The organism is Streptomyces sp. SID14436 (genome assembly GCF_010548465.1).
Lineage (GTDB): Bacteria > Actinomycetota > Actinomycetes > Streptomycetales > Streptomycetaceae > Streptomyces.
The window spans coordinates 1-13,838 of record NZ_JAAGMD010000344.1; the positions used below are offsets into that span (position 1 = coordinate 1).

At 72.9% G+C, this 13,838-nt stretch carries 10 protein-coding genes; 5 read left to right on the forward strand and 5 right to left on the reverse strand.

The window, feature by feature from the left end; all coding sequences use genetic code 11:
• Window positions 1-149 precede the first annotated feature (149 nt).
• Complete coding sequence (locus tag G3I53_RS12250) at window positions 150-563, reverse strand: organic hydroperoxide resistance protein (RefSeq protein WP_164335055.1); 414 nt, start codon at window positions 561-563, stop codon at window positions 150-152.
• Between the two features lie 133 nt (window positions 564-696).
• Between G3I53_RS12250 and G3I53_RS12255 the strand changes: the two genes are divergently transcribed.
• The 3 genes from G3I53_RS12255 (at window position 697) to galE (ending at window position 3,921) form a co-directional block, all read left to right on the forward strand.
• Window positions 697-1,188, forward strand: a complete 492-nt coding sequence (locus G3I53_RS12255; protein ID WP_164335057.1) for a MarR family transcriptional regulator — start codon at window positions 697-699, stop codon at window positions 1,186-1,188.
• A gap of 80 nt (window positions 1,189-1,268) precedes the next feature.
• A complete protein-coding gene (locus G3I53_RS12260; protein WP_164438331.1) occupies window positions 1,269-2,840 on the forward strand; it encodes a glycosyltransferase in 1,572 nt (523 codons plus the stop codon).
• Window positions 2,841-2,940: 100 nt separating this feature from the next.
• Window positions 2,941-3,921: a UDP-glucose 4-epimerase GalE gene (gene galE / locus G3I53_RS12265; RefSeq protein WP_164438332.1), complete on the forward strand. Its 981-nt coding sequence runs from the start codon at window positions 2,941-2,943 to the stop codon at window positions 3,919-3,921.
• Between the two features lie 61 nt (window positions 3,922-3,982).
• Here the strand turns inward: galE and G3I53_RS12270 are convergent, their stop codons facing one another.
• Window positions 3,983-4,609: a TetR/AcrR family transcriptional regulator gene (locus G3I53_RS12270; protein WP_164333956.1), complete on the reverse strand. Its 627-nt coding sequence runs from the start codon at window positions 4,607-4,609 to the stop codon at window positions 3,983-3,985.
• A gap of 210 nt (window positions 4,610-4,819) precedes the next feature.
• On the opposite strand from G3I53_RS12270, the gene G3I53_RS12275 reads away from it, so the two are divergent.
• Window positions 4,820-5,677, forward strand: a complete 858-nt coding sequence (locus G3I53_RS12275; RefSeq protein WP_203616963.1) for an ABC transporter permease — start codon at window positions 4,820-4,822, stop codon at window positions 5,675-5,677.
• Window positions 5,670-6,530, forward strand: a complete 861-nt coding sequence (locus tag G3I53_RS12280; RefSeq protein WP_164338250.1) for an ABC transporter ATP-binding protein — start codon at window positions 5,670-5,672, stop codon at window positions 6,528-6,530. Before G3I53_RS12275 ends, G3I53_RS12280 begins: the two co-directional genes overlap by 8 nt.
• Before the next feature lie 88 nt (window positions 6,531-6,618).
• Here the strand turns inward: G3I53_RS12280 and G3I53_RS12285 are convergent, their stop codons facing one another.
• From G3I53_RS12285 to G3I53_RS12295, 3 genes are all read right to left on the reverse strand, one after another.
• Window positions 6,619-11,550, reverse strand: a complete 4,932-nt coding sequence (locus G3I53_RS12285) for an NAD-glutamate dehydrogenase (protein WP_164338251.1) — start codon at window positions 11,548-11,550, stop codon at window positions 6,619-6,621.
• 515 nt (window positions 11,551-12,065) lie between these two features.
• Window positions 12,066-12,731 (reverse strand): HAD family hydrolase, encoded by a 666-nt coding sequence (locus tag G3I53_RS12290; protein ID WP_164338252.1) that lies wholly within the window; start codon window positions 12,729-12,731, stop codon window positions 12,066-12,068.
• A 107-nt stretch (window positions 12,732-12,838) separates the two neighbouring features.
• Window positions 12,839-13,354 carry a hypothetical protein gene (locus tag G3I53_RS12295; protein WP_164438334.1) on the reverse strand — a complete coding sequence of 172 codons (516 nt, stop codon included), beginning with the start codon at window positions 13,352-13,354 and terminating at the stop codon, window positions 12,839-12,841.
• Window positions 13,355-13,838 lie beyond the last annotated feature (484 nt).

The following is a 13,838-nucleotide window of genomic DNA, read 5'->3' on the forward strand; positions in this document are numbered from 1 at the left end:
GCTGCTGACGCCCCGGACGCCGCTGCCCGCGGAGGCGGTGGTGGTGGCGTGGAGCGGACGGACGGGGGAGGTGCTGGCGCGGGTCGGCGGCGGGGCCGCCGGGGCCGGGGACGCCGGTGGACGGGCGGCGCCGTCCCGGCCCGCGGAGGTCACTCGATGACGAGGTCCACCGGGATGTTGCCGCGGGTGGCGTTCGAGTAGGGGCAGACCTGGTGGGCCTGCTCGACCAGCTTGCGTCCGGTCGCCTCGTCCAGACCGTCGGGCAGCTCGACGCGCAGGGTCACCGCGAGCGCGAAGCCCTCGCCCTGCTTGCCGAGGACCACCTCGGCGGTCACCGCGGCCTCGCTCACGTCGACCTTGGCGGCCCGGCCGACCACACCGAGGGCGCTGCCGAAGCAGGCCGCGTATCCGGCGGCGAACAGCTGCTCCGGGTTGGTGCCCGCGCCGCTGCCGCCCAGCTCGGTGGGGGCGGTGAGGCCGACGTCCAGCTTGCCGTCGGAGGTGACGGCGCGGCCGTCCCGGCCGTGGGTGGCGGTGGCGACGGCGGTGTAGAGCGCGTTCATGAAATGCCTTCCCTCTGTGGATGTCCGGGGCGGGCGGCCGTCCGGTGCGTGCTCCCGGCCGCCTCACGACCATGAGTAGAGCACACAATTTAGTTGTGCGCAATTGAATGGGGTCGGAGCTACCCTGGGAGACATGGCAGCGACGACCTCCATCCCGAGCACCTCCGCCCCGGGCCCGCCCCAGGACGACTGGCTCCGCCTCGACCAGCAGATCTGCTTCTCCCTGCACGCCGCGTCCCGCGCCTTCAACGGCCTGTACCGCGTGGCCCTGAAGGACCTCGGACTCACCTACCCCCAGTACCTGGTGATGCTGGCGCTCTGGGAACACGGCACCCTGCCCGTCAAGAAGCTGGGCGAGCACCTGCGCCTCGACTCGGGCACCCTGTCCCCGCTGCTCAAGCGGCTGGAGGCGGCCGGACTCGTGGTGCGCGAGCGCAGCGCCCGCGACGAGCGCTCGGTGGAGGTCCGCCCGACCGCGGAGGGCACCGCCCTGCGGGAGCGGGCCCTGCGCGTGCCGCGCCGGATCACCGCCGCGACCGGCTTCGACCTCGACGAGATCCGGGACCTGCGGGCCCGCCTCGACAGCCTCACCGCCGCCCTCGACGCGGCCGCCGCGGAGGCGTGACCGCGACCCGACGTGTACAGGACGGCCCAGGGCGGGCAAAAGACCCGTAATCCGTCCGCATCACCGGCCCCAGGGACGCCATGCACCCCGATCTCAGCCCCGTTCCCCACGACACCGTCGCCGTCGTCGTCCTCGGATCCGACGACTCCGCCCGGGTGACCGACGCCGTGCGCTCCGCGCTGGGCCAGGGGCCGGCCGTGCGGGAGGTCGTCGCCGTCGACACCCACGGCCTCGGCCGGCCGCCCGCCGACCCGCGCCTGAGGGTGGTCCGCCACCCCGCCGGCAGCGACGGCACCCCGCGCGACACCGGGCTCGACGCCGTGACCGCGCCGTACGTGATGTTCCTCGACAGCGGCGACGCCCTGCCGCCCGGCGCGGTGGACGCGCTGCTGCGGGCCGCGGACGGCGCGGACGCCCAGGTCGCGGGCGGGCTGTGCGTCCGGCGGGAGCTGCCCTCGGGCCGCGAGATCCCCTGGCAGGCGTCGCTGTACGCCGAACCGGCCGTGCTCCCCGCTCCGGAGCGGAATCCGCGCCTGGCGCACGACACCCTGAGCGTCGGCAAGCTCTACCGCACCGCCTTCCTGCGCGAGCACGGCATCCGCTTCCCCGAGGAGCACGCCCCCCACGAGGACGTCGTCTTCACCGCGCGCCTGTGGGCCGCCCGGCCCCGGATCGCCCTGATACCGGACCGGGTGTACGTCCGGCGCGTCCACCGGTCCGCCCGCCGCCTGTCGCTCTCCGGCGACTGGCAGGCCCGCACCCGGGCCCACCGGGCGGCCCACGAGACCCTGCTGGACGCCGGGCAGAAGGACCTCGCCCGGGCGGCCCGCGCCGCGTTCCTCGACCACGACCTGCGCAGGTACGTGCGGGAGCTGCCGCAGCGGGACGAGGCCCACCGGCGCGCGTGGTGGACGCACACCCGGGAGTTCCTGGCCGAGTACGACGCCGCCGACCGGGACCGCGACCCGGTCGCGCCGGGGCGGCTGATCGCCCGGGTGCTGCTGGCCTCCCCCGAACCCCGCGACCTGACCCGGCTCCGGGAACTGGCGTCCCGGCCGGCCCGGCTGTGCCCGCCCTACGCCCGCTCGGCGGACGGCACGCCCTGCTGGTCGGAGGACCTGCCCGGCGTCGGCCTGGAGCAGCTGCTGACCCGGCCGGTCCGGCAGCTCCCCCTCGCGGTCGACGCGGAACTGCGCCTGACCGCACGCGGCCGCGGCGTGCTGCGGCTGCGCCTGCACGACCTGTACGGCCGGGTGGAGCTCGTGGGGCCGCTCGCGCTGGACGTGGAGTGGCGGCACCGCGGGCCGGACGGCACCACCGTGCGCCGTACCGTGCCGCTGCGGGCGTCCACCGACGGCGGCTGGACCTCCCTGACCGCCGTGCGCCCGGGAGAGCTGGCCTCGCTCGGCCACGGCGCCTGGGACCTGCGGCTGCGGGTGCGGTTCCGGGACGGCTCGGACCGGGAGGTCACCGCCCACGCGGTCGCCGGCCCCGGCCTGCTGCGGCGCCGCGTGGTCCCGAACGGCCGGCACGGCGTGCTGCTGGTGCAGCCGTACGCGACCCACTCGGGCTCCCTGGCGCTGCGGGTCGCGGCCGGGGCACGCGGTCTCGTCGCGGTCTCCCGCGCGCGGCTGCGGCGCCTGGTTCACTGAGGTCCGCACCGGCCGCCGGACGGACCCCGGACGGCCGGGCCGCGTACACACACGCACACGCACGCACCAGTACGGGCCAACGACGAGGGGACGGCCGCACATGACCTGGTTGATCACCGGTGGCGCCGGGTACATCGGGGCGCACATCGTGGAGGCGATGACCGAGGCGGGGGAACGGACGGTGGTCTACGACGACCTGTCCACCGGGGTCGCCGACCGGGTGCCGGACGGGGTGCCGCTCGTCGTCGGCTCCACCCTGGACGGCGAGCGGGTGGCGCGCGCCCTCACCGACCACGAGGTCACCGGCGTCGTCCACCTCGCGGCCAAGAAGCAGGTCGCCGAGTCGCTGGAGCGCCCCCTGCACTACTACCGGGAAAACGTCGAGGGCCTGCGCGTCCTGCTCGACGCGGTGACGGCGGCCGGGGTGCCGTCCTTCGTCCTGTCGTCCTCGGCGGCGGTCTACGGCACGCCGGACGTGGACCTGGTCACGGAGGAGACCCCCTGCCTGCCCCTGTCGCCCTACGGGGAGACGAAGCTGGCCGGCGAGTGGCTGGTCCGCGCGGCCGGCCGGGCCGCCGGCCTGTCCACCGCCTGCCTGCGCTACTTCAACGTGGCCGGGGCGGCCCGCCCGGAACTCGCCGACACCGGTGTGTTCAACCTGGTCCCCATGGTGTTCGAGAAGCTGACCGCCGGGGAGCCGCCGCGGGTTTTCGGCGACGACTACCCGACCCCGGACGGCACCTGCGTGCGCGACTACGTCCACGTCGTCGACCTGGCCGAGGCGCACGTGGCCGCGGCCCGCGCCCTGCGCGCCTCCCCCGGCCGGGACCTCACCCTCAACATCGGCCGGGGCGAGGGCGTCTCCGTCCGGGAGATGACCGACCGCGTCACCGCGCTCACCGGCCACGGCCTCGCCCCCGTCGTCACCGGCCGCCGCCCCGGTGACCCGGCCCGCGTGGTCGCCTCGGCGGACCGCGCCGCCGCCCGGCTCGGCTGGAAGGCCCGACTCGGCGTCGACGACATGATCAGGTCGGCCTGGGGCGGCTGGCTGCTGCGGCACCCGGAGGCGGCGCGGGGCTGAACCGGCCTCGGGGTCCCGGACCGCCGGGGCCCTCCCCCGGCGGCCGGTCCCGTGGTGGGTCTCAGAGCGCCTTGAGCGACGCCGTGGTGGCCCGGGTCAGGGCCGCCAGGTAGCCCTTGGGCGGCTTGGGGTCGCGGATGACGACCGACCGCCAGTACAGCGGGCCCGAGATGAGGTCGAGGGCCAGGGCGTGGTCGAGGCCGGGACGCAGTTCGCCGCGCCCCTGGGCCGCGGTGACGATGCCGAGGGCGACCCCGTCCTGGCCCTCCCGGAGCGCCTTCTGCAGGGCGTCGGCGATCTCGGGGTTGCGGGCCGCCTCGGCCTGGAGGTCCGGGAGGATCTGCGAGGCGACCGGGTGGCGCAGGGCCCGGGCGGTGACCTCGTACAGCAGCCGGAGGTCGCCCTCCAGCGAGCCGGTGTCCGGTGCGGGCAGCCCCTGCACGGCGAGGGCGGAGACGAGGTCGAGGACGAGGTGCAGCTTGGAGCGCCAGCGGCGGTAGACGGCGGTCTTGCCGACGCCCGCGCGGCGGGCGATGCCCTCGATGGACATCCGCGCGTAGCCGACGGCGGCCAGTTCCTCGAAGACGGCGGACCGGATCGCCTCCGTCACGTCCTCCCGCAGGACGGCGGCCCCGGCGGGGGCCCGGCGGCGCGGACGCGGCTGGGGCTCCTCGGCGTTCGTCGTCATGCCGACCAGCATAGGGCGTGACGACGATACGGTTGCGTTCCGACGTTCATTCGACTTACGCTCGCGTGGCGACGATACGGTGCCGTTCCGACGCGTCGGCAGCTCTCTTGCCCCGTCCCCCTAGCGAAAGCAGCGGATGTGAGTCAGGCCCTCCACACACCGCCCGCCGCGTCCCCCGGCCGGCCGGCCGGCGGGGACGACCTCGCGGCCCTGGCCGCCCGCCACGGCCTCACGGTCAGCGGCGCCCGGCCGTCCCTCCCCCAGTACGTGCGTCAGCTCTGGGGGCGGCGGCACTTCATCCTGGCGTTCTCGCAGGCGAAGGTCACCGCGCAGTACAGCCAGGCCAAGCTGGGCCAGCTGTGGCAGGTGGCGACCCCGCTGCTGAACGCGGCGGTGTACTTCTTCATCTTCGGCCTGCTGCTCGGCGCCCGGAAAGGCATACCGAGCGACATCTACGTGCCGTTCCTGGTGACGGGTGTGTTCGTGTTCACGTTCACCCAGACCTCGGTGCTGTCGGGGGTGCGGGCCATCTCCGGGAACCTGGGCCTGGTGCGGGCGCTGCACTTCCCGCGCGCCTCGCTGCCGGTCTCGTTCGCGCTCCAGCAGCTCCAGCAGCTGCTGTTCTCGATGATCGTGCTGGTCGTGGTGGTCGTGGCGTTCGGCTCCATGCCGACCTGGTCGTGGCTGCTGGTGGCGCCCGCGCTGCTGCTGCAGTTCGTCTTCAACACCGGCCTGGCGCTGATCTTCGCCCGGCTGGGCAGCCGCACCCCCGACCTGGCCCAGCTGATGCCGTTCGTGCTGCGCACCTGGATGTACGCCTCGGGCGTGATGTTCAGCATCCCCGCCATGCTCGCCGACAAGAACGTCCCCACCTGGCTGGCGGACGTGCTCCAGTGGAACCCGGCGGCCGTCTACATGGACCTGGTCCGCTTCGCCATGATCGACGACTACGGTTCCTCCTACCTGCCGCCGCACGTGTGGGCCTTCGGGCTCGGCTGGGCGCTGCTGGCCGGCGGGATCGGCTTCATCTACTTCTGGAAGGCTGAGGAGACCTACGGCCGTGGCTGAGCACACCGACGCGAAGATCCCCACCGTCATCGCCGACGGCGTGGACATCGTCTACGAGGTCAACGGCACGCGCGGCGGGCGCGGCTCCGCCACCGCCGCCCTCAACCGCATCCTGCGCCGCGAGAAGGCCCGCAAGGCGGCCGGCGTGCGCCGGGTGCACGCGGTGCGCGACGTGTCGTTCGTGGCCTACCGGGGCGAGGCCATCGGCCTGATCGGCTCCAACGGCTCCGGCAAGTCGACCCTGCTCAAGGCCGTCGCCGGGCTCCTCCCGGTGGAGAACGGCCGCATCTACACCGACGGCCAGCCCTCGCTCCTCGGCGTCAACGCCGCGCTGATGAGCGACCTCACCGGGGAACGCAACGTCCACCTCGGCGGGCTCGCGATGGGCATGTCCCGCGAGGAGATCAGGGAGCGCTACCAGGACATCGTCGACTTCTCCGGCATCAACGAGAAGGGCGACTTCATCACCCTGCCGATGCGCACCTACTCCTCCGGCATGGCCGCCCGCCTGCGCTTCTCCATCGCCGCCGCCAAGGACCACGACGTGCTGCTCATCGACGAGGCGCTGGCCACCGGCGACCGGTCCTTCCGCAAGCGTTCGGAGGCCCGCATCCGGGAGCTGCGCGAGCAGGCCGGCACGGTCTTCCTGGTCAGCCACAACAACAAGACCATCCGCGACACCTGCGACCGCGCGCTCTGGCTGGAGCGCGGTGAACTGCGCATGGACGGGCCGACGGAGGACGTCCTCAAGGAGTACGAGAAGTTCACCGGCGACACCGGCGACCGCCCCCGCAAGGCCCGGCCCAAGCCCGCGCGCAAGGCGGCTCCCGAGGCCGCACCGCTGCCGTCCTGAGAGACGCCGGGACTCCGGGAGTCCCCCTGACGACGCCACGGGGGCGTCCCGGGCCGCGGTGGCCCGGGACGCCCCCGTGGGCGTTCCGTCAGGAGTGCTGGCGCAGCAGCGTCCGCATCGTCCGCATGGCCACCGACAGGTTGGCCAGGTCGAAGGTGTCGGAGCTCTGGATCTCCTCCAGCGTGGTGCGGGCCCGGCCGAGCAGGGCCGCGTTCCGCTCCTCCCAGACCTCGAACCGCTGGCTCGGCGTCGACGTGCCGTTGCCCACCGCCAGGACCTCCGCGGTCAGCGCCGCGTGCGCCGCGTACAGGTCCTCGCGGATCGCGGCGCGGGCCATGGACTGCCACCGGTCGGTGCGCGGCAGCTCGCTGATGCGGTCCATCAGCTGGGTGATGCGCAGCCGGTCGGCGAGGTCGTAGTACACCTCGGCGACGTCCAGCGGCTCCTTGCCCATGTGGTCGGCCACCGACACGATGTCGAGGGTCGGGAAGGCGGAGGAGAAGCCCGCCACCCGGGTGGCGAGTTCGTCACCGACCCCGACGCCCGTCAGCTCGTCGTGGATCTTCTGGTACCACTCCAGGTCCGCGCCCCGCAGCAGCTTGGGCAGCTGCGACCAGACCAGCTCCACCCGCTCGGAGAAGAACGACACCGTCTCCCCGAGCGCCAGCGGCTGCGGCCGGTTGTTGAGCAGCCAGCGCGTGCCGCGCTCCACCAGCCGGCGCGAGTGCAGCCGGATCCGGGTCTGGACGTCGGCCTCGACCTTGTTGTCGAGGGCCTCCACGCCGTCCCACACCATCGCGGCGCGGAAGATCGCGCGGGCCGCGGTCTGCGCCCGGACGATCTCCTCCAGCGACGCCCCGGTCTCCTCTCGCATCCGGTGCAGGTACGTCGTACCGCCGGTGTTGACGGTGTCGTTGACCAGGACGGTCGTGGTGATCTCGCGGCGCAGCGGGTGGGTGTCGATCCGGTCGAGGAACCGCTCGCGCAGCGCCGTCGGGAAGTAGGCGTGCAGCAGCACCTTCAGGTACGGGTCGTCGGGGAGCGAGGTGTGCAGCAGCTCCTCGGCGACCGTGATCTTCGTGTACGCCAGCAGCACGGCCGTCTCCGGGCCGGTCAGGCCCTGACCGGCGGCGAGCCGCTCCCGGATCTGGCGGTCGGTGGGCAGGAACTCCAGGGCCCGGTCGAGGTGGCCCTCGCGCACCAGGTGCTTCAGGAAGCGCTGCTGGGCGTGGAGCATGTCCTTGGACTGGGCCAGGGCGTTGGCGATCGCGGTGTTCTGCGCGTAGTTGCTGCGCAGCACCATGGTGCCGACCTCGTCGGTCATCTCGGCGAGCAGCTTGTTGCGCTGCTTGACGGTCATGTCGCCGTCGGCGACCAGGCCGTTGAGCAGGATCTTGATGTTCACCTCGTGGTCGGAGGTGTCCACGCCCGCGCTGTTGTCGATGGCGTCGGTGTTGTTCTTGATGCCGTGCAGCGCGGCCTCGATCCGGCCGAGCTGGGTCATGCCCAGGTTGCCGCCCTCGCCGATCACCCGGACCCGCAGGTCCTTGCCGTCGACGCGGATCGGGTCGTTGCCCTTGTCGCCGACGTCGGCGTTGGACTCGGTGGACGCCTTGACGTAGGTGCCGATGCCGCCGTTCCACAGCAGGTCGACCGGGGCCTTGAGGACCGCCCGGATCAGCTCGGGCGGGGTCATCTTGGTGATCCCCTCATCCAGGCCGAGGACCTCGCGCATCTGCGGGCTGACCGGGACGGACTTGGCGGTGCGGGGGAAGATCCCGCCGCCCGCCGACATCAGCTCGGTGTTGTAGTCCGCCCAGGAACTGCGGGGCAGCTCGAACAGGCGGCGCCGCTCGGCGTAGGAGACGGCCGCGTCCGGGTCGGGGTCGACGAAGATGTGCCGGTGGTCGAAGGCGGCGACCAGCCGGATGTGCTCGCTGAGCAGCATGCCGTTGCCGAACACGTCACCGGACATGTCGCCGATGCCGACGACCGTGAAGTCCTCGCTCTGGGTGTCCACGCCCAGTTCGCGGAAGTGCCGCTTGACGGACTCCCAGGCGCCGCGGGCGGTGATGCCCATGCCCTTGTGGTCGTATCCGGCGGAGCCGCCGGACGCGAAGGCGTCACCGAGCCAGAAGTTGTACGACTCGGCGACCTCGTTGGCGATGTCGGAGAACCGGGCGGTGCCCTTGTCGGCCGCGACGACGAGGTAGGTGTCGTCCTCGTCGTGCCGGACGACGTCGGCGGGCGGCACGACCTCGCCGGCCACCATGTTGTCGGTGATGTCCAGCAGCGCCGAGATGAACGTCCTGTAGGCGGCGACGCCCTCGGCCATCCAGGCGTCCCGGTCCACGTTCGGGTCGGGGAGCTGCTTGGCGACGAAGCCGCCCTTGGCGCCGACCGGCACGATGACGGTGTTCTTCACCATCTGCGCCTTGACCAGTCCGAGGATCTCCGTACGGAAGTCCTCCCGGCGGTCCGACCAGCGCAGGCCGCCGCGGGCGACCTTGCCGTAGCGCAGGTGCACGCCCTCGACGCGCGGCGAGTACACCCAGATCTCGAACGCCGGGCGCGGGGCCGGCAAGTCGGGGATGGCCGTCGGGTCGAACTTCATGGCGACGTAGTCGTGCGGACGGCCGCCGGAGGCCTCCTGGAAGAAGTTCGTGCGCAGCGTCGCCTTGATGACCGTGAGGAAGGAGCGCAGGATGCGGTCCTCGTCCAGGGAGGCCACCTGGTCGAGCGCGGCGTCGACCTCCTCCAGCAGGGCGTCCACCAGCTCGTGGCCGGCGCGCTGCCGGTCCGGCGACATCCGCGCCTCGAACAGGGAGACGAGGAGCCGGGTGGTGTGGACGTTGTTGCGGAGGGTGTCCTCCATGTAGTCCTGGCTGAAGGTGGAGTTGGCCTGGCGCAGGTACTTGGCGTAGGCCCGCAGGACCACGGCCTGCCGCCAGGTCAGTCCGGCGCTCAGCACCAGGGCGTTGAAGCCGTCGTTCTCCGCCTTTCCGGTCCAGGTCGCGGCGAAGGCCTCCTGGAACCGCTCGCGGGCGTCGTCGCCGAGGTAGTCGGCGCCCGAGGCGGGCACCTTGGGCAGGCGCAGGCCGAAGTCGTAGATCCAGGCGACGCTGCGGTCGGCGCAGCGCAGCTCGTAGGGCCGCTCGTCGACGACCTCGACGCCGAGCCGCTGCAGCACGGGCAGCACCGCGGACAGGGAGACGGCCTCGCCCTTGCGGTAGATCTTGAAGCGGCGCTCCTCGGGGGCCGCGCCCACCGGCTCGTACAGGCTCAGCTCGAAGTTCTTCTCCTCGTCGAGCTGTTCCAGGCGGACCAGGTCGGCGACGGCGCTGCGCGGGGTGTGGTCGGCCTTGTAGCCCTCGGTGAAGGCGCCCGCGTAGCGGCGCAGCAGTTCGGCGGCGCGCTCCTCGCCGAACTCGGCGTTCAGCGCCTCGTGGAAGCCGTCCTCCCAGGAGCGGGCGGCCTCGACCAGCCGGGCCTCGATGCGTTCCTTGTCGCTGTCGGACAGGTGCTGCAGCTCGGTGCCCTGCGGGACGCGGACCACGAAGTGCAGCCGGGAGAGGATCGACTCGGTGTTCCAGGCGGTGAAGTCGACGCTGATGCCGCCGAGCTCCTCCTTCAGGATGTCGATGATCCGCAGGCGCACCGGCGTGGTGTAGCGGTCGCGCGGCAGGTAGACGAGGGCGGAGTAGTAGCGCCCGTACTCGTCCTGGCGCAGGTAGAGACGCAGGCGCCGCCGCTCCTGGAGGTAGAGCACGGAGGTGACGATGGCCTGGAGCTCGGTGACGGGCGTCTGGAACAGCTCGTCGCGCGGGTAGGTCTCCAGGATCTGGAGCAGGTCGCGTCCGTCGTGGCTGTTCGGCGAGAACCCGGCGCGCTCCAGGACCTCCTCGACCTTGCGGCGGATCACCGGCACCCGGCGGACGGACTCGGTGTAGGCGGCGGAGGAGAACAGTCCCAGGAAGCGCCGTTCGCCGACGACGTTGCCGTCGGCGTCGAACTTCTTGACGCCGATGTAGTCCAGGTACGAGGGCCGGTGCACGGTGGCCCGGCTGTTGGCCTTGGTCAGCACGAGCAGCTTGTGCTCGCGCGCCTTGGCGCGGGCGTCCGCGGGCAGCCGCTCGAAGGACGGGCTGACCGGGTGGCCCTCGGAGGCGGCGTGGTGCGGGTCGGAGCGCAGGATGCCGAGGCCGGTGCCGGGGATGGCGCCGAGGGAGTCGTCGTCGCGCAGCTCGTACTCGCGGTAGCCGAGGAAGGTGAAGTGGTCGTCGGCCAGCCAGCGCAGCAGCTCACGGGCCTCGTCGACCTGCTGCTCGGGCACGTCGTCGGGCACGGGCTCGTCGGGCAGGTTCCCGGCGAGCCGGGTCGCCGCCTCGCGCATCTTGCCCCAGTCCTCGACGGCCTCACGGACGTCGGAGAGCACGCGCAGCAGGTCGGCGGTGATCTGCTTGAGGTCGCCGCGGTCGGTCTCACGGTCGATCTCGACGTGGATCCACGACTCGACGTGGGCGTCGTGCGGGAGGTCGTCGGACGGAGGCACCGGAAGCGCCTCGATCAGCTTGCCGGTGACGTCCCGCCGCACCACCACCTGCGGGTGGATGACGACGTGGATGCCGCGGCCCTGGCGCGTCAGCTCGTTGGTGACGGAGTCCACGAGGAAGGGCATGTCGTCGGTGACGACCTCGACGACGGAGTGGGTGCACGTCCAGCCGTTCTCCTCGACCGTCGGGGTGTGCACCCGGACGTTGGCCGTGCCCTGCGGGCGGTTCTCGGCCAGCCGGTGGTGCGAGACAGCGGCTCCGAAGACGTCGACCGGGTCACGGTCGGTGAGGTCCTCCGGGGCGGTGTGCAGGTAGTAGCGCTGGAGGAACGCGAGCACGGACTCCCGGTCGGGTGTGCTCGGCTCGGTCGTCCCAGTCGGTAGTTTCCCCCCGGCCGGGCTGTTCTCAGCTACCCGGGCGGCCCTCTCGAGCAGCTCGGCCTTGGCTTCGTCCAGCTTGGTCTGCATTGTCCTCTGACTCCTGTCGCGCGCCGTTGCGTGACGTAGAAGGAAATACGATGCCCGCGCTCGCGGTGTGCTGATACGACGCGGGGTGTCCGGTCCGTACCGACGCTATGCCGCGAGATGGGTGGAGCGGGGGCTTCTCGGCCGATGTCGACGCGTCCGACCGGTGTGACGCCGCTCTCGGTGCCGCCGGTGGGAGGATCCGCGTCCCGGGTGCCCTCCGGGCCCCGTCCCGCTCGTGGGGGTCAGCGACCGCCACCCGGTCACGGATGTGGTCCGTGCTCGCCGGGCGCACAGCGGGGACGTCCATGTCCCCGCGACGTATCGCGCTGATCACGCCACCAAGGCTATCGCTCTCCACAGGGGGCCCGTCATGAGCCGTATGTGTACAAAACCGGGGGTGGAAGTTTGACGTTTCGCACAGTGTGCCCGGGCGCCCGGACAGGCATCCTCCGCGCGGGGTCCCGCTCATGCGAGCGGCCGGCGGCTTCCTGGGCGGCCTCCGCCGGCCGGACGCGTCAGGAGGCCAGGCGCTCCGCCTCGGCGACCGCCTCCGCCAGCGTGTCCACGACCGGCACGCCCACCGCCTCCAGGCTGGCCCGGCTGTGCGAACCCCCGGTGTAGAGGACGGCCCGCGCGCCCACGTGCCGGGCGGCCAGCGCGTCGTCGGCGGCGTCACCGATCACCACCGTGCGGTCCGGGGCGACGCCGGTCAGGGCGCTGAGGTGCCGCACCATGTGCTCCGCCTTGCTGCCCCCGGACGGCCCCGTCCGCCCGTCGACCCGCAGGAAGTGCGGCTCGATGCCGAAGCCGCGGACCAGGGGCACGAGTTCCTCGTGTCCGTACATGCTGAGGATCGACTGGCTGCGCCCCGCCGACGACCACCCCGCGAGCAGCTCCGCCACGCCCTCCGCGAGCCCGCACCGCACCCGGTGCTCGGTGTAGTACCGGTGGAACGTCGCGTCCATCAGCTCCCACTCGGCCTCGCTCGGCAGCCGCCCCAGGAGTCTCTCGTAGAACTTCGGCACCGGCACGCAGTAGAGCTCCCGGTACCGCTCCAGCGTCAGCGGTTCCAGGCCGAGCTCGGCGAAGGCGGCGTTCGTCGCCCCGATGACCGCGTCGACGTCGTGGAACAGCGTGCCGTTCCAGTCCCAGACGATGTGCGCGTCCCTGTGCGTCCCCATGCCGGAAAACGTACCCGCCGCCACCGACCATCGGCACGGGGCGGGCCGTCGGGCGGTCCCGTGCCCGGGGCGCGGAGGGGCCGGTACCAGCCCTGAGGGGGCCGGTGTCAGTCCTGCCCGCCCAGGAGGCCGGGGATCTCCTGCGTGGCGAACCAGAGCAGCTCGTGGTCCTCGGCGCCGTCCACGGTGAACCGGGCGTCGTCGTCCCCGGCGTCCGCCGCGGGCAGCGCGTCCGCCGCGGCGGCCACGTCCGTCGTGGCGTCCGCCGCGTCCAGGTGCACCGCCGCCGCCTTCGCCAGCGGCACGGGGCCGGTGATCCGCACCTCGCCCAGGGCGGCGGGGTCGAGCCCCCGGTCGGGGTCCACCGACGCCGAGCGGTCGGGCACGTCCACCGCGACGACGACCCGGCGGCGCGGCGCGCCGGGGTCGGCCGCCAGCAGCCGCAGGGAGGCGAGCGCGGCGCGGTTCAGCGCGGCGTACTCCAGCTCCTCGATGTCGTCGGAGAGGTACCACTCGCGCAGCGCCGGGGTCACCGCGTAGGCGACCAGCGGACCGTCGCCCAGCTCACCCGACTCGTGGGCCTTCGCGAGACCGGGAAGGGTCAGGGGGACGTAGACGCGCATGGCGGGGCCGCTTTCCTGGTTCTCGGGCGGGTGCGGACCGGGGCTGACACAGCGGGTCCGCAGGGCCTTCAGGATACGTGCGGGTGTCCCCCATCGGGTTCCTGCCCCGGGGCTCGCGGGCGTCCACCTCCGTCCCGTGATTCACCCGGTGCTCCCGCTCCGGTTCCGGCCCGGCCGCCGCCCGGTCACCCGGATAAGTGAATTCCGGCGGGCCCGCGACGCGCCCCGTCTCTCCTTGCCGCCGTGCCCCCGCGCCCCGTACAAGATCCCCCACCAGGAAGTTACTGCCCGGTACCGCCCCTTCCCCCGAGCCGGGGCGGCTCCCGGGCCCGTCGAACGGGGTCCGTCCCATGAACAAGGTCATGACCAGGACACAGCACCGCGCCGGTGCCCGTCCCCCGCACCGCCGCGACCAGCGCCGCCCCCACGGCACGACACCGCCCCGCACCCCCTCCCAGGGCCGCGCGCGCACCGCGTCCCCCGG